The 21,535-nt window shown below is 44.0% G+C and carries 12 protein-coding genes and 3 rRNA genes; 1 reads left to right on the top strand and 14 read right to left on the bottom strand.

The features are described 5' to 3' along the window. Positions 1–16: 16 nt before the first annotated feature. The 3 genes from pdxS to guaB all read right to left on the bottom strand — a co-directional run bounded on the left by pdxS (position 17) and on the right by guaB (position 4,218). Entirely contained in the window at positions 17–901 is an 885-nt protein-coding gene (gene pdxS, locus MOJ78_RS00075) for a pyridoxal 5'-phosphate synthase lyase subunit PdxS (RefSeq protein ID WP_304979247.1), read from the bottom strand. Between the two features lie 363 nt (positions 902–1,264). Then, complete coding sequence (locus MOJ78_RS00070; protein WP_304981149.1) at positions 1,265–2,578, bottom strand: D-alanyl-D-alanine carboxypeptidase family protein; 1,314 nt, start codon at positions 2,576–2,578, stop codon at positions 1,265–1,267. A 182-nt stretch (positions 2,579–2,760) separates the two neighbouring features. Beyond that, the gene (guaB, locus tag MOJ78_RS00065) at positions 2,761–4,218 is read right to left on the bottom strand and encodes an IMP dehydrogenase (protein ID WP_304979246.1); all 1,458 of its coding nucleotides are present in this window, start codon (positions 4,216–4,218) and stop codon (positions 2,761–2,763) included. 125 nt (positions 4,219–4,343) lie between these two features. On the opposite strand from guaB, the gene MOJ78_RS00060 reads away from it, so the two are divergent. Next, positions 4,344–5,321 carry a YaaC family protein gene (locus MOJ78_RS00060; protein WP_304979245.1) on the top strand — a complete coding sequence of 326 codons (978 nt, stop codon included), beginning with the start codon at positions 4,344–4,346 and terminating at the stop codon, positions 5,319–5,321. Positions 5,322–5,676: 355 nt separating this feature from the next. Here MOJ78_RS00060 and rrf read toward each other — a convergent pair. From rrf to dnaA, 11 genes are all read right to left on the bottom strand, one after another. Beyond that, positions 5,677–5,792 (bottom strand): 5S ribosomal RNA (gene rrf / locus MOJ78_RS00055). 135 nt (positions 5,793–5,927) lie between these two features. Then, positions 5,928–8,862, bottom strand: a 23S ribosomal RNA gene (locus MOJ78_RS00050). A gap of 213 nt (positions 8,863–9,075) precedes the next feature. Next, positions 9,076–10,625: ribosomal RNA gene (locus MOJ78_RS00045) — 16S ribosomal RNA — on the bottom strand. Together the 16S, 23S and 5S rRNA genes form the textbook arrangement of a ribosomal RNA operon. 540 nt (positions 10,626–11,165) lie before the next feature. Further along, positions 11,166–12,230, bottom strand: a complete 1,065-nt coding sequence (locus MOJ78_RS00040) for an HD-GYP domain-containing protein (protein WP_304979244.1) — start codon at positions 12,228–12,230, stop codon at positions 11,166–11,168. A gap of 120 nt (positions 12,231–12,350) precedes the next feature. After that, positions 12,351–14,918 carry a DNA gyrase subunit A gene (gene gyrA, locus MOJ78_RS00035; RefSeq protein ID WP_304979243.1) on the bottom strand — a complete coding sequence of 856 codons (2,568 nt, stop codon included), beginning with the start codon at positions 14,916–14,918 and terminating at the stop codon, positions 12,351–12,353. Between the two features lie 53 nt (positions 14,919–14,971). Next, positions 14,972–16,894, bottom strand: a complete 1,923-nt coding sequence (gene gyrB, locus MOJ78_RS00030; protein ID WP_304979242.1) for a DNA topoisomerase (ATP-hydrolyzing) subunit B — start codon at positions 16,892–16,894, stop codon at positions 14,972–14,974. An 86-nt stretch (positions 16,895–16,980) separates the two neighbouring features. Then, the gene (gene remB, locus MOJ78_RS00025) at positions 16,981–17,247 is read right to left on the bottom strand and encodes an extracellular matrix regulator RemB (RefSeq protein ID WP_304979241.1); all 267 of its coding nucleotides are present in this window, start codon (positions 17,245–17,247) and stop codon (positions 16,981–16,983) included. Positions 17,248–17,258: 11 nt separating this feature from the next. Beyond that, complete coding sequence (gene recF, locus MOJ78_RS00020; protein ID WP_304979240.1) at positions 17,259–18,380, bottom strand: DNA replication/repair protein RecF; 1,122 nt, start codon at positions 18,378–18,380, stop codon at positions 17,259–17,261. A gap of 14 nt (positions 18,381–18,394) precedes the next feature. After that, positions 18,395–18,607 (bottom strand): S4 domain-containing protein YaaA, encoded by a 213-nt coding sequence (yaaA, locus tag MOJ78_RS00015; RefSeq protein WP_304979239.1) that lies wholly within the window; start codon positions 18,605–18,607, stop codon positions 18,395–18,397. 199 nt (positions 18,608–18,806) lie between these two features. Then, positions 18,807–19,949: a DNA polymerase III subunit beta gene (gene dnaN / locus MOJ78_RS00010; protein ID WP_304979238.1), complete on the bottom strand. Its 1,143-nt coding sequence runs from the start codon at positions 19,947–19,949 to the stop codon at positions 18,807–18,809. Between the two features lie 230 nt (positions 19,950–20,179). After that, positions 20,180–21,535, bottom strand: a complete 1,356-nt coding sequence (gene dnaA, locus MOJ78_RS00005) for a chromosomal replication initiator protein DnaA (RefSeq protein ID WP_304979237.1) — start codon at positions 21,533–21,535, stop codon at positions 20,180–20,182.

The following is a 21,535-nucleotide window of genomic DNA, read 5'->3' as shown; positions in this document are numbered from 1 at the left end:
GCTGTCTCCTTTACTCTTACCAACCGCGGTCTTGCATACGTTCAGAAGGCTGTAGAGAGGAAATTTCGATTCCTTTCATCGCTGTTCCAAGGCCCTTAGAGAGCTTCGCGATAAGCTCATAGTCTTGATAGTGAGTCGTTGCTTCAACAATCGCACGAGCGAACTTTTCTGGATTTTCAGATTTGAAGATACCAGATCCAACGAATACACCATCCGCACCTAATTCCATCATAAGTGCCGCATCTGCAGGAGAAGCGACTCCACCAGCTGCAAAGTTCACCACAGGCAAACGACCTTCTTTTTTAATCTGAAGAAGAATTTCATATGGTGCACCAAGGTTCTTCGCTTCTGTCATCAATTCGTCTTCGCTCATGCCGACGACTTTACGGATTTGAGATTGGATCAATCGCATATGACGAACCGCTTCAACAATGTTTCCTGTACCAGGCTCACCCTTGGTTCGAAGCATCGAAGCACCTTCTCCCATACGGCGTGTCGCTTCCCCAAGATCACGAGCACCACATACGAATGGAACAGTGAAGTCACGCTTGTTCAAATGGAATACCTCATCCGCAGGTGTCAATACTTCACTTTCATCGATGTAGTCAGCACCGAGTGCTTCCAAAACACGAGCCTCAACGATGTGTCCGATACGTGCTTTTGCCATTACCGGAATCGATACGGCATTGATGACTTCTTCAACGATAGTCGGGTCTGCCATACGAGCGACTCCGCCTGCTGCACGAATATCAGCAGGAACACGCTCAAGTGCCATTACCGCAACAGCACCTGCCTCTTCCGCGATTTTTGCTTGTTCAGCGTTGACAACGTCCATGATGACGCCGCCCTTCTGCATTTCTGCCATTCCGCGTTTAACGCGATCAGTACCAGTCTGTACCATGTATAATTCCCCCGTTTTCAATAGGTTAAATAGTGTTTTGAAACTTAATCCTCCATTATTGTATCACTTTTAAGATGCAATTCCTATAAAGGAGATACAGTAAATCGTGGAATTTGTAACATAAAAGCTTTGTACAGAAAAAGATGACCCATTACGAGTCACCTAATTTAACTGGAGGATAAAAAGAGCAGAGATTTCTGAAGTTCAACTAAGTACGTTACGTCATGTAACAACGTTGAACTGACTCACATCCTGTGAGCCCGAGGCACGACAATCTCGAGGACCAGAACATATGTAATTAATACGTGAGATCCCGAAGAGGTCGAGTAACGAAGAAAATTCGACAGCTATTTTTACCTGACTTTAAAACCAGCCTTTAACCATATCCACCACATTAGTCCAAATATCACTGAAGAAGCCGCCGATCCCTCTCATTGTGAGAACGAACCAGTTTGCTTTTTCTACATCCGCTTGTGCAACAATTGGAACACTAGCTTTCTGTTCAGCTTCTTTTGTAATGTAGCCGAAATTACTACCTTCACCAGAGTAGGTTAGAGTGAGTGTACCGACCTGATCACCTTTTTTTACAGGTGCAGTCAATTCGCCGTTTCCATTAAGTAACTTTTCATTCCAGGTTGCTTTCGGTTTGTATTTCTTTTCTTCGCCCGTCAGCATTACCGTCGATATCGGTTCAGTTGTCTGAACTTCAACCTTCTTTTCTTTCCCTTTTATAACTGGAAGGGTCGACTTACCCTCTACAGTATAGCCAGCTTTAACGACTTCTTTTTTCATAAAGTTGTTATATCCATAATCAAGGAGTTTTGCTGATTCTTCAAAACGCGCAGGATTTGATGCTGTCTTCATAACTACAGAGATGAGACGTGTTCCGTTACGCTTTGCAGTCGCTGTAATAGAGTATCCAGCAAGGTCCGTTGAGCCCGTTTTCAACCCATCCACACCTTTATAGTAGTAGCCTTGACGTGGGTTTCCTTCAATCATCCAGTTCCAGTTGATCATACGATTCTCATCTGGGGTTCCTTCACGAAATTTTTTAACTGGAATACTTGCTGTGTCCAATACCTGTGGATAATCTTTTAAGAGATGGTACGCGAGCTTTACTGTTGCCCGTGCAGACATCTGGTTCATTTCTTCAGGACCGCCTGCAGGGTGCATCCCTTTTAAGTCACGATTATTCAACCCTGTACTATTTACAAATTTATATTTTTTAAGGCCTAGCTCTTTCGCCTTGTCATTCATCATTTTTACGAAGTTTTTCTCAGAACCCGCAATCGCTTCAGCTAAAGCCATAGTCGCGCCGTTTGCTGAATAAATCGCTGCTGCTTCAAAAAGCTCCTTTACGGTATAAGCAGGATTTGCATCCTGTCTAAGCCAAACATTCGACAAGTTTGAGTTATGGGAAATTTTGAACGCTCGATCACTAATGGTTACAGGTGTGTCCCACGTAATCTTCCCTTCCTCAATTGCTTCAAAAAGTAAATATTCCATCATCATCTTCGTCATACTTGCAGGCAGCAACATTTTATCTGCATTTTTTTCAAAAAGAATACGTCCTGTTTCTGCATCGACTAGGATCGCCGCTTCCGCTTTCAATTGCAAATCTGGAGCAGCGTGAGCTTTTGATGACGTTGTGACAAAACTGGTTAATACAAGTGCCATCGTTAAAACTAAGATGACTGACTGTTTGAATCTATTAAACAACTTCTGCACCTCCAACCCTAAATACAACACCGCTAATTGTACCATATACCCCATAAAAAAAATAGACAGAGGACGAACCTCTGCCTAAAAAAAGTGAAAATGGTACATAACTCGTACACATTTATATTTTTGCTAGTCGTTTAGACCGAGTAATTCGGTGATTCCTTCGTGATCTGGACGTCATGCGGATGACTTTCACGAAGACCTGCACTGGTGATTCGAGTGAATCGTGAATTCTGACGAAGGTCATCAACGGATGGTGTACCGCAATACCCCATTCCGGATCGTAATCCACCAACGAGTTGATGGATTGAATCGGCAAGCGGCCCTTTGTAAGGAACACGCCCTTCAATTCCTTCTGGGACGAGTTTCTGATTATTTTCTTGGAAATAACGATCGCGGCTCCCTCGCTCCATCGCACCGATTGAGCCCATACCACGATAAACTTTAAACTGGCGCCCTTGATAGATTTCACGTTCACCTGGACTTTCATCCACACCTGCTAAAAGGCTTCCGAGCATGACTGCATGTCCGCCTGCTGCAAGAGCCTTTACCATATCACCAGAGTATTTAATACCACCATCTGCAATGATTGGTACACCGTGCTTCCGTGCTTCCGTTGCACATTCATATACTGCCGTAACCTGAGGAACACCAACACCTGCAACAACACGGGTTGTACAAATCGATCCTGGTCCGATCCCAACTTTAACGACGTCGACACCTGCTTCGATCAAGTCACGGGTCGCCTCCGCAGTCGCCACATTGCCTGCTATTAGTGTAACATCTGGATACGCTTCTTTTACCTCACGTACTTTTGCCAAGACACCTTCTGAATGCCCATGCGCTGTATCGATGACAATTACATCCACGCCTGCCTCAACAAGCTTTTCAACACGTAACAGTGCATCTGCCGTTACCCCGACAGCCGCACCAGCTAAGAGACGCCCCTGCTTGTCCTTTGCAGAGTTAGGGAACTCGATCACTTTTTCTATATCCTTAATCGTGATCAAGCCTTTTAAAATTCCATTATCATCAAGGAGAGGGAGCTTTTCAATTCGATGCTGCTGTAAGATTGCCTCGGCTTCCTTTAAGGTCGTGCCTACCGAAGCAGTAACGAGGTTTTCTTGTGTCATAACGTCTTTAATTTGAATGGAAAAATCTTGGATAAACCGCATATCCCTGTTCGTGATGATTCCGACAAGTTTGCGATTCTCATCAACAATCGGAACCCCTGAAATGCGATATTTCCCCATCAAGTGCTCTGCATCAAAAACTTGATGATCCGGAGAGAGATAGAATGGATTTGTAATAACGCCTGATTCTGATCGCTTCACACGATCAACATGCTCAGCTTGTTCCTCAATCGACATGTTTTTATGGATAATACCTAGACCGCCTTGACGAGCCATTGCAATTGCCATTTTTGATTCGGTTACTGTGTCCATCCCTGCACTGATGATCGGAATGTTCAGCTGAACTGATTCTGATAATTTCGTCTTAACCGATACATCTCTCGGTAGTATCGACGATTTATCCGGTACCAGTAAAACATCATCAAACGTTAAACCTTCACGCGTAAACTTCTCTTCCCACACAAATCCCACTCTCCTTTTAGTCGTTAAAATATTATTAGTAGATTAACAATGGGGCAAACTACTGTCAAGAATGCAGCATTAAGTCTAATTTTTCATAAAATTTACGCAAATTCAGGTGTGATTAAATGAAACCACTCAACCAATGGAAAAACTATGAACAATTTTTAAGCGCACCAAGGAGTCAACGGTATTTGAAACGGTGTTATGAACAGCTCGGACAGAATCAAAACATTGATGAATTAAGCTACCGAAACTGTTATAGCTTCATCTATTATCTTACCCACGGAAGGCGTCACTATGAGTTAGCTGAGAAAGCTCCTCTTGAGCTTCAACCGGTACTCCAATACTACGGAATGGTGCAGCTGATTAAATGCTGCCTGTTGACGGTAGACCCTTTGTATCCAGAATCGACGATCTTGCTGGCGCATGGCGTAACGACAAGGAAACGCAAAAAACAAAACTACTTATTTTTAGATGATGAAATTAAAATACAACGAAACGGTCTTTTCCCATATTTTTCCGAGCAAATGTTCCACATGAAACACCTAGAAGGCGATAAAATTCAAATGAATAAATTGTTCGGGCAAATTCCAGAAATAAATGAATTATTTTCACAACTGAATCGCCGTCCCTATTTAATTGAGGTGGATTGCTCAAAGGATGGTCGTATATTTTCGATTCCCAATGAAATATTGGATCATTTGCATATGACAGCCAACCGGTTTACAACGTTTCTTACTGAGCAGATCAATCCTGCCGAAATTTCAACAACTGTACAACCCTCAACAATTAATATTACTGTAAAAGATCAAAATGCTTTTAAAAGGCACAATACTTTATTTAAAAAGTCGCTTGATGGAAAATGGTTCATCCCTATTACTCGTGATGGATTTCAAAACCTGCACGAGGTGATGGTCCACTATTTATTACTCTATAACCTAAGTATGATTTGTCGGTACGAAACAGAATGGTGGAGCGAATTGTTCCATACGTACTCAAGCGATGACTACCCATTCATTTCACAATTCTTAGCGTTTTCAAAAAGGAAAGTCCCTTATTTGCTGCTGAACTATTTGGATGAAAAAAGGGTACCGAATTTGTGAGTAATTTTATGTAATGGGAAAACTTCAAAAGGTTCTTTTTAAAGTTTGACGAGAATTGTCTTTTTTAGTTCTTTTTTACTATGCGTGGTCGATATATTGTTTTTTCGCTGAATTGGAAAAGCTTTTAAGATGTAATTTCATTGATTTCAAAGAAATTCAATCGTTAACTGCGTGAAAAAGTGATGATTTGATCAAAAAAGAGCGACTTTCAACTAAATAAGAGCAGTTTGAAACGAGGTGGCCTCGTTTCTTCCTTTTTTCGTCTGTTTCAGGTCCTTGATGAATCCATAATCACCTATTTTTATTCCAATAAAAAAAGGGATGAAACGAATCTGAATTCGTTTCATCCCTTTGCGCCCGGCGACGTCCTACTCTCACAGGGGGAAGCCCCCAATTACCATTGGCGCTGAAGAGCTTAACTTCCGTGTTCGGCATGGGAACGGGTGTGACCTCTTCGCCGTCGTCACCAGACTACTTATACAGGATGTGTTGACTTCGATGTTCACCACAGGACGTGGTGGTCTTTAGTCGAAGTTCCTTTGTTTAGGAACCCACATTCCTTCAAAACTAGATAACGTCCATTCTTGATTCAAACATCGTTTTTTTGAGGTTAAGTCCTCGATCAATTAGTATCTGTCAGCTCCACGTGTCACCACGCTTCCACACCAGACCTATCAACCTCATCTTCTCTGAGGGATCTTACTCGCTTGACGCGATGGGAAATCTCATCTTGAGGGGGCTTCATGCTTAGATGCTTTCAGCACTTATCCCGTCCACACGTAGCTACCCAGCTATGCTCCTGGTGGAACAACTGGTACACCAGCGGTGTGTCCATCCCGGTCCTCTCGTACTAAGGACAGCTCCTCTCAAATTTCCTGCGCCCGCGACGGATAGGGACCGAACTGTCTCACGACGTTCTGAACCCAGCTCGCGTACCGCTTTAATGGGCGAACAGCCCAACCCTTGGGACCTACTTCAGCCCCAGGATGCGATGAGCCGACATCGAGGTGCCAAACCTCCCCGTCGATGTGGACTCTTGGGGGAGATAAGCCTGTTATCCCCAGGGTAGCTTTTATCCGTTGAGCGATGGCCCTTCCATGCGGAACCACCGGATCACTAAGCCCGACTTTCGTCCCTGCTCGACTTGTAGGTCTCGCAGTCAAGCTCCCTTGTGCCTTTACACTCTGCGAATGATTTCCAACCATTCTGAGGGAACCTTTGGGCGCCTCCGTTACACTTTAGGAGGCGACCGCCCCAGTCAAACTGCCCACCTGACACTGTCTCCGAACCGGATCACGGTCCTGGGTTAGAATTTCAATACCGTCAGGGTAGTATCCCACCGACGCCTCCACCGAACCTGGCGGTCCGGCTTCTTAGGCTCCTACCTATCCTGTACAAACGATACCAAAATCCAATATCAGGCTACAGTAAAGCTCCATGGGGTCTTTCCGTCCTGTCGCGGGTAACCTGCATCTTCACAGGTACTATAATTTCACCGGGTCTCTCGTTGAGACAGTATCCAAGTCGTTGCACCTTTCGTGCGGGTCGGAACTTACCCGACAAGGAATTTCGCTACCTTAGGACCGTTATAGTTACGGCCGCCGTTTACTGGGGCTTCGATTCAGAGCTTCTCCCGTAAGGGATAACCCCTCCTCTTAACCTTCCAGCACCGGGCAGGTGTCAGCCCCTATACTTCGCCTTACGGCTTCGCAGAGACCTGTGTTTTTGCTAAACAGTCGCTTGGATCTTTTCACTGCGGCTCTCTCGGGCTTGCACCCTATCAGAGCACCCCTTCTCCCGAAGTTACGGGGTCATTTTGCCGAGTTCCTTAACGAGAGTTCTCCCGAGCATCTTAGGATTCTCTCCTCGCCTACCTGTGTCGGTTTGCGGTACGGGCACCTCTTTCCTCGCTAGAGGCTTTTCTTGGCAGTGTAGGATCAGGGACTTCGGTACTTTAGTTCCCTCGCCATCACAGCTCCGCCGTTATGGTGGACGGATTTGCCTATCCACCGGCCTAACTGCTTGGACGCGCATATCCAAAAGCGCGCTCTCCCTACCTTCCTGCGTCCCCCCGTTGCTCAAACGGAAAGGAGGTGGTACAGGAATTTCAACCTGTTGGCCATCGCCTACGCCTTTCGGCCTCGGCTTAGGTCCCGACTAACCCTGAGCGGACGAGCCTTCCTCAGGAAACCTTGGGCTTTCGATGGAGAAGATTCTCACTTCTTTTCGCTACTCATACCGGCATTCTCACTTCAAAGCGCTCCACGAGTCCTTCCGGTCTCGCTTCTCTGCCCTTTGAACGCTCCCCTACCACTGTACCATCGGTACAATCCATAGCTTCGGTGATACGTTTAGCCCCGGTACATTTTCGGCGCAGAGTCACTCGACCAGTGAGCTATTACGCACTCTTTAAATGGTGGCTGCTTCTAAGCCAACATCCTGGTTGTCTGGGCAACTCCACATCCTTTTCCACTTAACGTATACTTGGGGACCTTAGCTGATGGTCTGGGCTGTTTCCCTTTCGACTACGGATCTTATCACTCGCAGTCTGACTCCCGTGGATAAGTTGCTGGCATTCGGAGTTTGACTGAATTCGGTAATCCTGTGGGGACCCCTAGTCCAATCAGTGCTCTACCTCCAGAACTCTAGCCACGAGGCTAGCCCTAAAGCTATTTCGGGGAGAACCAGCTATCTCCGAGTTCGATTGGCATTTCACCCCTACCCACACCTCATCCCCGCACTTTTCAACGTGCGTGGGTTCGGGCCTCCATTCAGTGTTACCTGAACTTCACCCTGGACATGGGTAGATCACTCGGTTTCGGGTCTACGACCACGTACTCGATTCGCCCTGTTCAGACTCGCTTTCGCTGCGGCTCCGTCTTTTCAACTTAACCTTGCACGTAATCGTAACTCGCCGGTTCATTCTACAAAAGGCACGCCGTCACCCGTTAACGGGCTCCGACTACTTGTAGGCACACGGTTTCAGGATCTCTTTCACTCCCCTTCCGGGGTGCTTTTCACCTTTCCCTCACGGTACTGGTTCACTATCGGTCACTAGGGAGTATTTAGCCTTGGGAGATGGTCCTCCCAGCTTCCGACGGGGTTTCACGTGTCCCGCCGTACTCAGGATCCACTCTGGAGGGAGCGACGTTTTGGCTACAGGGCTGTTACCTCCTCTGGCGGGTCTTTCCAGACCACTTCACCTACGCCGTTCCTTTCTGACTCCGTATAGAGTGTCCTACAACCCCAAGAGGCAAGCCTCTTGGTTTGGGCTGATTCCGTTTCGCTCGCCGCTACTCAGGAAATCGCAATTGCTTTCTCTTCCTCTGGGTACTAAGATGTTTCAGTTCCCCAGGTCTGCCTTCTCATACCCTATGTATTCAGGTATGGATACTGTCCCATTACGGACAGTGGGTTCCCCCATTCGGAAATCCCCGGATCAAAGCCTACTTACAGCTCCCCGAGGCATATCGGTGTTCGTCCCGTCCTTCTTCGGCTCCTAGTGCCAAGGCATTCACCGTGCGCCCTTCATAACTTAACCAATGATGCTCACGATCGCTCGTGAGTATCGGTTTTCATGATGCCGAAGCATCACATTAACGCATAGTTTCGATGTCTTGTTATCAAGAATTTTCGTTATCTAGTTTTCAAGGAACAAAGTTCTCCATTTACATGAAGAATGTTCTGAAAGAACAAATAGCTCTTTCAAAACTAAACAAAAGCCAAAGCGTGATGTCCTAAAAGGACTCCTTAGAAAGGAGGTGATCCAGCCGCACCTTCCGATACGGCTACCTTGTTACGACTTCACCCCAATCATCTGTCCCACCTTCGGCGGCTGGTTCCAAAAGGTTACCCCACCGACTTCGGGTGTTACAAACTCTCGTGGTGTGACGGGCGGTGTGTACAAGGCCCGGGAACGTATTCACCGCGGCATGCTGATCCGCGATTACTAGCAATTCCGGCTTCATGCAGGCGAGTTGCAGCCTGCAATCCGAACTGAGAATGGCTTTATGGGATTCGCTCAACCTCGCGGTTTTGCTGCCCTTTGTACCATCCATTGTAGCACGTGTGTAGCCCAGGTCATAAGGGGCATGATGATTTGACGTCGTCCCCACCTTCCTCCGGTTTGTCACCGGCAGTCACCTTAGAGTGCCCAACTGAATGCTGGCAACTAAGATCAAGGGTTGCGCTCGTTGCGGGACTTAACCCAACATCTCACGACACGAGCTGACGACAACCATGCACCACCTGTCACTTCGTCCCCCGAAGGGGAACCTTCTATCTCTAGAAGTAGCGAAGGATGTCAAGACCTGGTAAGGTTCTTCGCGTTGCTTCGAATTAAACCACATGCTCCACTGCTTGTGCGGGCCCCCGTCAATTCCTTTGAGTTTCAACCTTGCGGTCGTACTCCCCAGGCGGAGTGCTTAATGTGTTAACGTCAGCACTGAGGGTGGAACCCCCAACACCTAGCACTCATCGTTTACGGCGTGGACTACCAGGGTATCTAATCCTGTTTGCTCCCCACGCTTTCGCGCCTCAGCGTCAGTTACTGGCCAGAGAGCCGCCTTCGCCACTGGTGTTCCTCCACATATCTACGCATTTCACCGCTACACGTGGAATTCCACTCTCCTCTCCAGTACTCAAGTCCCCCAGTTTCCAATGACCCTCCACGGTTGAGCCGTGGGCTTTCACATCAGACTTAAGAGACCGCCTGCGCGCGCTTTACGCCCAATAATTCCGGACAACGCTTGCCACCTACGTATTACCGCGGCTGCTGGCACGTAGTTAGCCGTGGCTTTCTGGTCAGGTACCGTCAAGGTACCGCCCTGTTCGAACGGTACTTGTTCTTCCCTGACAACAGAGTTTTACGACCCGAAGGCCTTCCTCACTCACGCGGCGTTGCTCGGTCAGACTTTCGTCCATTGCCGAAGATTCCCTACTGCTGCCTCCCGTAGGAGTCTGGGCCGTGTCTCAGTCCCAGTGTGGCCGATCACCCTCTCAGGTCGGCTACGCATCGTCGCCTTGGTGAGCCCTTACCTCACCAACTAGCTAATGCGCCGCGGGCCCATCTGTAAGTGATAGCCGAAGCCATCTTTTATCTTCCCCCTATGCAGAGAGAAAAGTTATCCGGTATTAGCCCCGGTTTCCCGGAGTTATCCCAGTCTTACAGGCAGGTTGCCCACGTGTTACTCACCCGTCCGCCGCTAACCTCAAAGGAGCAAGCTCCTCGTCGGTTCGCTCGACTTGCATGTATTAGGCACGCCGCCAGCGTTCGTCCTGAGCCAGGATCAAACTCTCCAATAAAGTTGAAGTTTGACTTGCTCATAGTTTAAATAATAAAAATTGTGACGCACATGGATGTCAACACAAAAATGTAACCATTTTCGTGTCTGCGATGAAAAATCAACGCAGTTTTTACTTATGCTAACTTCGGTGTTGTCACAGGATGTGACGTTCTTAACCGAAGAACCATAAATCCATGTAGGTCCGTTTCACGCTTGGCTTTTGTTCAGTTTTCAAAGAGCTTTTTTTCATGTAATAATTGTTGCTGTCGTTTTGAAGCGACCTAACTAATGTAACATCTTTCGAAACAAACGTCAATAACTTTTTTGAAATAGTTTTAAATTCGTTTCGGTTACATCTGAATTGTTTTAAAAGAGCAACGTTGATAACTATACCACGCACTTTAGGGTTATTCAACCTTATTTTTAATATTTTTGTCGAAAACCTTATGAATGCTTCTGTACATACGTGCACCGAACTGAAAAGACCATATAAAAAGAGCGAACCTTGGACAGTATCGGTGCAAATACACTGCCAAGGGTCACTCAATCGCTATAATGCTTATCGAATGGATTCGATGTAAAGATCGCTTTGTTGTTTCAACACAAGGATTTCACCGTTTCCATCAAGCTTTATCATCGGTCGTGTTGGGGATTGGGGCTCGATGAATACAATTTCACCCGATTTTCCGTTCGTAAGAAAAACCTTTGTTCCAATCGAAAGGTTCGTAAATTCATTAACAAGCATGCTTAATGCCTTTGGATCAAATTTTCCGAATTGATCCTTGAGCATCTGTTCAAGCACTTTAAAAGGAGATTGCTTTCCACGATATAGTCGCTCTGAAGTCATCGCATGGAAGACGTCAGCGATTGCAACAATTCTACTGAATGTATGTATTTGCATACCCTTTATTCCGAGTGGATAGCCGCTTCCATCCTCCCGTTCATGATGTTGAAGGACACTTAACATAACATCCTCTTTAATTCCAGTCGTACGTTTAAGCATCTTGAAGCCAAGAGTTGGGTGTTCCTTGACTTCATCAAATTCCAATTGGCTCAGTGATGATTTTTTCATTAGGATTCGAGGTTGAATTTTCGACATTCCGCAATCAATCAGTGCACCCGCCAGGCCAATCTGAATAATATCTCCTTTTGAAAAGGATAGTCGTTTTGCAATCAATGATGAAATGATACTGACCGAAACGGCATGATGATAGATGTAATCCTGGACATTCGAATAGTAGTGCAATGAAAATAAGCAACGGGGATTTTCTAACGCACGATCAACTAAGGGGACAATCACATTCCGTAATTTGTAGATATCAATAGCTGACCCTGCCTGCCAATTGTTGAATAGGATCTTATATGTAGATACTGCGTTCCGATATAATACATCAAATCCCTTTTCTTGTTTCGGTGTATGCTTAACTTCCGAAGAATCATTTTCAGTATCCTTTTGGAAAATTTGCTCCTTTATTTTCACTTCACGAACCATGAATGCATTCAACAATTGAATATGTTCCTCTGTAAGTTCAGTCCCTCGTTTGATGATTGGTCGACTGGTCAAAGAATAGATGTCATCTTCAAGAACAACACCAGTGGCAAGATTATCAACTCTAACCCTCATGTGAAAACCCCTCTTAATTTTTATCTGAGCAGAAATGTTTTAGTGTGTAAAAAAGATGGCTCAAAAGGTGAGTTGACAAGTTCGTCAACGTGCGTTCGCTTTTGAGCCATCCCAGTTTAGTTATTCTTCGGTTGGTTCATTTTCTGTGTTGTCTTCATTATTGTCATCGGCTTCTTTATTTATTGTATCGGTTGTATCCGCTTCTTCTTGAACAGTTTCATTCGCATTTCCTTCATCATCTTCGTCGAATTCCTCTTCATCGACTTGATCGACTACAGTGATTGTAGCGACATCCACTTCCTCGTTCAATTTAATCAGGCGAACCCCTTGTGTATTTCTTCCGTATTGAGAAATATCTGAAGCAGCCATCCGGATAACCACACCCGTATTCGTAATAATCATGATGTCTTGTTCTTCGGATACGGTTTTGAGTGCAATAACCTTGCCGTTTCGGTCTGTAATGTGACATGTACGGAGTCCAATACCACCACGTGATTGAACACGGTATTCGCTCATCGGTGTTCGTTTACCAAAGCCTTGCTCTGTTACGATCAGAATGTCCTTTTCATCTTCTGATAGAAGCTCCATTCCAATAACATAATCTCCATCACGTAAAGAGATTCCTTTAACACCGGTCGCGGTTCTACCCATTGAACGAACATTGGTTTCATGGAAACGCACTGCCATTCCTTCATGTGTTCCGAATATGATATCCTTCGTCCCGTCAGTAAGTCGGACAGCGATCAATTCATCTTCTTCACGAAGGTTGACCGCAAATAGTCCACCACGGCGAATATTCGCAAATGCAGATAAAGGAGACCGTTTACAGATTCCTTCCTTTGTACCAAAGCATAGATACCAATCATCGACGAATTCCTCTACTGGAATAATCGCAGAAATCGATTCCCCTTTTTCAATCTGTAAAAGGTTGATGATTGGGATTCCCTTGGCAGTACGTCCAAGCTCAGGAATTTCATATCCTTTTAGACGATAGACTTTTCCACGGTTGGAGAAGAAAAGAATCGTATTATGGGTATTTGTTGTCAGAAGATGTTCAACGAAATCATCATCATTCGTTCCCATTCCTTGAATTCCTCTTCCACCCCGTTTTTGAGCGCGGTATGTTGAAAGCGGAAGTCGTTTAATATAGCCATTGTGTGTAACCGTAATCGCAATTTGTTGACGTGGAATGAGGTCTTCATCCTCAATCATATTTTCACCGAGCGTAATTTCAGTCCGGCGATCATTGTCATACTTCTCTTTGATTTCGGTTAATTCTGTGCGGATGATTTCAAGTACTTTTTCTTCATCTGCAAGAATTTCTTTCAGTTCAGCAATCAATTTTAAAAGGTCCTGATATTCGTTTTCGATCTTATCACGTTCAAGTCCAGTAAGTCGTTGCAAACGCATATCAAGAATCGCTTGTGCTTGTTCATGGGACAATGAGAAATTCTCCATTAATCCTTCACGAGCAACATCGGTAGTACGCGACCCACGAATCAAGGCAATGATTTCATCGATATGGTCGAGTGCGATTCGAAGTCCTTCTAATATGTGCGCGCGTGCTTCTGCTTTTTTTAAATCGAAAATTGTACGGCGACGAATAACTTCCTGCTGATGTTTCAAATAATAGTAAAGACATTCCTTCAAATTTAAAACTTTAGGCTGTCCATCAACCAGTGCAAGAAGGTTGATTCCGAAGCTTGTTTGAAGTGCCGTTTGCTTGTATAAATTATTTAAAAGAACGTTAGCATTTGCATCACGACGTACTTCAATGACAATCCGCATACCATTTCGGTCGGATTCGTCGCGAAGATCTGAAATTCCTTCAATTTTCTTGTCCCGGACGAGCTCGGCAATTTTTTCAATAAGCTTTGCCTTGTTCACCTGGTATGGAATTTCATGGACGAGAATCGTTTTCTTTCCGTTATCGTGTTCTTCGATTTCCGCTTTTGCGCGAGTCATGATCGATCCACGACCTGTCGTATAAGCACGGCGGATTCCTTCTCGCCCTAGAATTTCACCACCGGTAGGGAAATCAGGACCAGGAATATATTCCATCAATTCGGGTATTTCTATATCAGGGTTATGACTTAATGCGAGAACACCGTCAATGACTTCACCTAAACGATGTGGCGGAATGTTCGTAGCCATCCCGACCGCAATTCCAGCTGCACCATTGACAAGCAGGTTCGGAAACCGGCCAGGCAGGACGACAGGTTCCTGTTCGCTTCCATCATAGTTTTCACGATAATCGATTGTATCCCTATGGATGTCTCGAATCATTTCCATCGAAATTTTAGACATGCGTGCTTCTGTATAACGCATCGCTGCTGCTGCATCACCATCGACAGAACCGAAATTCCCATGTCCATCGATAAGCATTTGACGGTAGTTGAAGTCCTGTGCCATACGGACCATCGCATCATAAACGGCTGTATCACCATGAGGGTGATATTTACCGATAACTTCACCGACAATACGGGCTGATTTTTTATAAGCCTTATCCGCTGTCATACCAAGGTCGTTCATTGCATAAAGTATCCGACGATGAACAGGCTTAAGGCCGTCTCTTACATCAGGAAGAGCACGGCTCACGATAACGCTCATCGCATAATCCATAAATGATGTTCTGATTTCGTCGCTTATATTGATTTCTTTTTTACGAGATTGTTCGATATCGGCCATTCCCGATTACCTCCAATTAACTTCGTTGTAAACCTAGTGATATTTATGCTTGATCATACATCCAGGTTTTTAACGTATTGTGCATTTGTCTGAATGAAATCTCTACGGGGCTCAACTTTATCCCCCATCAATATCTCAAAGATTTCATCGGCTTCAATTGCGTCCTGGAGCTCAACTTGTAAAGTTGTCCGCCCCTCTGGATCCATTGTCGTCTCCCAAAGCTGAGTCGGGTTCATTTCCCCAAGACCCTTATAGCGTTGTAACGAAGGCTTTGGTGACTTGGAGATTTCACTTAAAATACGATCCTTTTCTTTATCGTTATATGCATACGTGACCTTTTTACCTTGCTGAATCTTGTAAAGCGGCGGCTGTGCAATATACACATAGCCTGTTTCAATTAACGGACGCATGTAGCGATATAAGAATGTAAGCAACAATGTACGGATATGAGCTCCGTCTGTATCAGCATCAGTCATAATGATGACTTTATGGTAACGTGCCTTCGTAATGTCAAACTCTTCACCGATTCCTGTGCCCAGGGCAGTGATGATCGCACGAATTTCATTGTTCGATAAAATTTTATCAAGTCGTGCCTTTTCAACGTTAATGATCTTCCCTCGAAGTGGAAGAATCGCTTGGAAGTGTCGATCACGTCCCTGCTTGGCTGATCCACCCGCAGAGTCCCCCTCAACGATATAAAGCTCAGAAATGGACGCATCCTTTGATGAACAATCTGCAAGCTTTCCTGGTAAGGCTGATACTTCTAACGCACTTTTCCGTCTCGTTAATTCCCGCGCTTTTTTCGCTGCAAGACGTGCACGTAATGCCATGCTTCCTTTTTCAACGATCTGCTTGGCAGTCGTAGGGTTTTCATATAGAAACTGTGAAAACTTCTCACCGAAAATCGATTCGGTTACAGTTCGGGCTTCTGCATTCCCAAGCTTCGTCTTCGTTTGCCCTTCAAATTGTGGGTCGGGGTGTTTGATTGAGATGATTGCGGTCAATCCTTCGCGTACATCGTCCCCTGAAAGATTCCCATCCTCTTTTAGAAGGTTATTTTTACGGGCATAATCGTTGATCACCCTTGTCAGCGAAGTTTTAAACCCGTATTCATGCGTTCCGCCTTCATGGGTGCTGATGTTGTTTGCAAACGAATAGAGGTTACTAGCAAAGCTGTCATTATACTGGACTGCAATCTCAACGGAAATTTCATCACGCACGCCCTCAACAAAAATCGGCTCATGCAATGTTTCCTTTGAACGGTTGATGTGCTCGACATAAGATTTGATTCCGCCTTCGTAATGGTAAACCTGTTCCTTATGTTCTTCACCACGCTTGTCTTCGGCGATGATTGTCAGCCCTCGATTTAAAAAGGCGAGTTCTCTTAAGCGATTCGCTAATACTTCAAAATCATATTCTTTCGTTTCTGTGAAAATTTCAGAATCCGGTACAAAATGCGTTATCGTACCCGTTATGTCCGTTTCGCCAATAACCTTTAAGTCTTCAGCAGGAATACCGCGGTTAAACTTCAGGTAGTGAATCTTCCCGTCACGATGGACCTTAACTTCAAGCTCAGACGAAAGAGCGTTAACGACGGATGCACCAACCCCGTGCAGTCCCCCGGATACTTTGTAGCCTCCACCGCCGAATTTACCACCGGCGTGTAGTACGGTCATAATGACTTCGACTGCAGGACGCCCCATTTTCTCATGAGTTCCTACTGGAATACCACGGCCATTATCTTGTACCGAGATAGAGTTGTCTTTTTCAATCGTCACTCGAATTTCCGAACAATAACCTGCTAGTGCCTCGTCAATGCTGTTATCGACGATTTCCCAGACAAGATGGTGAAGTCCTCTTTTACTAGTGGAACCGATATACATACCAGGACGCTTTCGAACGGCTTCCAACCCCTCGAGCACTTGTATCTGGCTTTCATCGTATACTTGGTTTTCTGTTTGTTGGTCAATACTCATTCTTTTCACCCACTTCTTTTTTCAAAACAACTTAATAAACACATGTATGCAGCTGTCCTAACATAAGGTTGCTATTCGATTGAACCTTAACCATTAAGCATTTGTTCAAAGTTCCTATTGATTTTTGCCCGTCGCTTTAACGTAACTGATGATAAAGGGGACAAGTACACCTCACCGGTTGTTAACACAATCGACTTAATAAGTTCAGGACTAATCGTAACGAGGTTATTAATTTTAGAATGATAATTTAAAAATGCCTTCGTTTCTTCAGAGTCGTTTGCAATTTCATAATCAAAAATCGCTACCACATTACTGGCTTGTACGACCATGTTTTCTCCAATATGGATGAACATATGGATTCACCTCACTTTACGATTCTGGCTGTCCCTTCTTGAATGTTAAATAGACTGGCATTCTTTAATGTATCATGCTCAATCCCTTTAACACTTGTTGTCGTAACGAAGGTTTGTACCTTACCCTCGATTGTGTTGAGAAGATGGGACTGTCTACTATCATCTAGCTCGGATAATACGTCATCTAACAACAGTAATGGATACTCACCTACTTCAGCCTTGATCAGTTCGATTTCAGCCAGTTTTAAAGAAAGGGCAGTTGTACGCTGTTGACCTTGAGAACCGTAAGTTTGCACGTCTTTCTCATTCACATGAAGAATGAGGTCATCACGGTGGGGCCCGGCCATCGTCGTTCCGCGTTCCAATTCCCTTTCTCTTATTTTACCAAATTTTTCGTAATACTCTTCTATCATTTTCGTCATATCTAACGAATCTGATACGTGCACCGTTGATTTGTACTGGATATCTAGTTTTTCATTATCTTTCGTTATCCCACGATGGATGGGTGCAGCCCATTCTTGCAGCAAATCGAGAAATTGATAGCGTTTTTGAACGATCTTGACAGCTTGTTCAACGAGTTGCTCTGTAAGAATATCAAGCATGATTTGTTGTTCATTCGATCGCTTGCGCTGCATATCTCTCAACAAATGATTTCGTTGCTGAAGGATTTTTTTGTATTGGTTCAGATGATGCAAATACACAGGGCTGATCTGTCCAATTTCCATATCGATAAAACGACGTCGCACCTGAGGGCTTCCCTTTACTAAGTTAAGATCCTCAGGTGCAAACATGACGATGTTCAATGCGCCGATATAATCCGTTAATCTACGTTGTTCAATGTGGTTATATTTTGCCTTTTTACCTTTTTGGTTGATAACGATTTGTAAAGATAATGGACCGTTCCGTTTTTGGACCCTACCTTCTATTTTACCATATTCTGAATCCCAATGTATTAATTCTTTATCTCTCGATGTGCGGTGTGATGTTGCAAACCCTAACACATAGATTGCTTCCATGACATTTGTTTTCCCTTGGGCATTTTCTCCGACGAATACATTGACGTTATCTTCGAATTGCAATGCTTCGGATTCATAGTTTCGGTAGTTTTTCAACTGTAGTTCCTGTAAGTACAAAGGGAAACCCCCATTCAACGTGCTACGACAAACGTTCCGGTTTCAGGTATCGTGATGATATCTCCCTCATACAGCTTTTTTCCACGCCGTTGTTCTGGTTCTTCGTTCACGAATACCTCATGTTCTGCCAAATACCATTTTACCATGCCGCCCGATTGTATCACATCAGCTTGTTTTAACAGTTGACCGAGGGTAATGTATTCGGTAGTTATTTGTATCTCTGTCATGTTGATTTCCCTCCTATCCTTGGGAGTGATGCAAAAAAATTCACAGTTTATCAACGAGCGTAACTTTCAGTATTGCTATGAGTTGTACCGAGGAATCCCTCTCCAAAGAAAAAACTTGTGGACTGACCCATTGATGATTTTTTTCTTATAGGAAAAGCTACCAGGACAATAACGGTCACTAGTAGCTCTTATCTTTTTCTTAGTACGTTCGAACTGGAAGAATAAGTTGTTTGATTGTTTGTCCTTCTATTGGTGTCAATACAAATGGGCGCATTGCACCAGTGAATTTGATCCGAACCTCTGTACAATCCATCGCTTTTAATGCATCCATCATATATTTTGCACTAAATGAAATCTTTAATTCTTCCCCAGTCAGTGATTCTGTTGCAACATGTTCGAATACTTTTCCAATCTCAGGTGAATTCGAGGAAATTTCAATTTGATTGTTCTCCATTGTAGCAAATTTGACGACATTATTTCGACCTTCCCTCGCTAACAAGGAGGCTCGATCAATCGCCTGTAAAAATTCCTTGGTTGCAATGACCATTTCTGTTTTGTATTCATTTGGAATCAATTTAGACGTGTCTGGATAATTACCGTCAAGTAAACGTGAGAAAAAGAGTATGTTTTTCGCTTTGAAAAGTACCTGACTCTCAGTAACTACGATATCAACCAGATCGCTGGAATCATCAAGAATTTTAGAAAGTTCACTTAAACTTTTTCCTGGTATGACAACATTCGAGAATGATAATTCCTCAGAAGTCGTTTCTACTGCTGCACTACGTGACGCCAGTCGATGACTATCTGTTGCAACACAGTTTAGTTCGCCATTTTCAATATCCAAGTTTACACCTGTCAAGATAGGGCGTGTTTCTGAGGTGGACACCGCAAAGACCGTTTGACGAATCAATGTTTTTAACAGATCTGCCTGCATACTAAAACGATTGTTCTCTTGTACCTCTGGTAATCTAGGATATTCTTGTGGATCAAGTCCATTCAAATTAAACTCCGAAGACCCAGATCGAATCCGAGTTGCAAATCGATCATATACTTCAATTTCTACCTTTGAATCAGGCAGCTTTTTTACGATTTCTGAGAAAAAACGTGCTTGCAATACGATACTTCCGGGCTTCTCTATTTCAACGTATTGGTAGTCTTCCTCTACAGCTGGAACATAGCGCTCAATCGATATGTCAGAATCGCTTCCTGTCAATGTTACTCCATCTTCATGAGCCTCGATTTTAATTCCCGTCAAAATTGGAATCGTTGTTCGTGTGGATACTGCCTTCATTACATCCTGTACACTAGTTACAAGTTGATCCCGATTCATAACGAATTTCATGAATTTTCTTCCCCCTCGGATTTTCGGTTTCAATCATTTCGTTTTTTTTATTCAATTATTTTTGGACATATTATTCATTATTTGAAATAAAAATATAGCAGTAATATTAGTAGGGCCTGTGATTTTGTGGATAACCATGCAAAAACACGACAACCGATAGTTTTCCACATGTGGATAGCCTGTGAATAAAATCAGTCGAAACCGAAAAATTATACACAATTATACACAGGCTATTTTTTCAATATATCGCGAATTTCTTTAACCTTATTTTGAAGTTGCTGATCAGTTGCAAGCAATTTAGAGATTTTTTCATGAGCATGAATGACCGTTGTATGATCTCGGCCACCGAATTCCTCTCCTATTTTCGGTAATGAAAAATCGGTTAACTCCCTCGAAAGATACATTGCGATTTGTCTTGGGAAGGCAACAGATTTCGTCCGTTTTTTTGCCTTAAAATCCTCTAGCTTAACACTATAGATTTCTCCAACACGTTCTTGAATGTCATAAATCGTTATCGTTCTTGGCTTTGAAGAAGGAATAATATCCTTTAGAGCTTCAGCGGCAAGATCGGCATTCATATCTTGGTTGATCAAGGATGAATACGCAACGACACGAATGAGTGCTCCTTCTAATTCACGGATGTTCGTATCGATTTGATTAGCGATATAGAGCATGACTTCATTTGGTATATCGAGTCCTTCAGCCTTCGCTTTTTTCCGTAAAATCGCAATACGAGTTTCTAGATCTGGCGGTGTGATATCCGTTATAAGCCCCCACTCGAAACGAGATCGCAGTCTGTCTTCAAGCGTCGGAATTTCCTTTGGCGGCCGGTCACTGGAAATAACGATTTGTTTGCTTTCTTCATGTAATGTATTAAATGTATGGAAAAATTCCTCCTGGGTTTGTTCTTTTCCAGCCAGGAACTGAATATCATCAATAAGCAAGACATCTACACTTCGGAATTTATTTCGAAAATCGACAGTTTTATTGTCACGAATTGAATTGATGAACTCATTCGTAAACTTCTCTGATGATAAATAAACCACTTTTGCACTCGGGTTATGGTCAATCACATAGTGACCGATTGCATGCATCAAGTGTGTTTTTCCGAGTCCAACGCCCCCATAGATGAACAGCGGATTGTAGGCTTTCGCTGGTGCTTCTGCAACTGCAAGCGATGCAGCATGAGCAAACCGGTTTCCAGAACCAATTACAAACGTATCAAACGTATATTTCGGATTCAGCATGCTCTGCTTCAGATTGTCATCCGAAGGATCCACATCTACTTTCGGTTTTTTCTTTAATGCTTGTTCATAGTCCAACTCTTCCTGGGACTGATTTTGAGGAATAATAAATTTCACAGATAATTCTGCCCCCGTGATGTCGTGTAAGGTTTCTGAAATCAAATTGGAATACCTTGACTCGAGCCAATCACGTGCAAATTCATTAGGAGCAGTGACTACCAATGTATCCTCTTGTAACGAATGAGCAGTCGTAGATTTAAGCCATGTCTCAAAACTTGGCTTACTTAGTTTTTTTTCAATTTCCGATAAAACTTTATTCCATAAATCGTTAATATTCTCCAT

The organism is Alkalihalobacillus sp. AL-G, assembly GCF_030643805.1.
Lineage (GTDB): Bacteria > Bacillota > Bacilli > Bacillales > Fictibacillaceae > Pseudalkalibacillus.
Note: the sequence above shows the minus strand (reverse complement) of the source record. Positions and strands in the feature narration are given on the sequence as shown.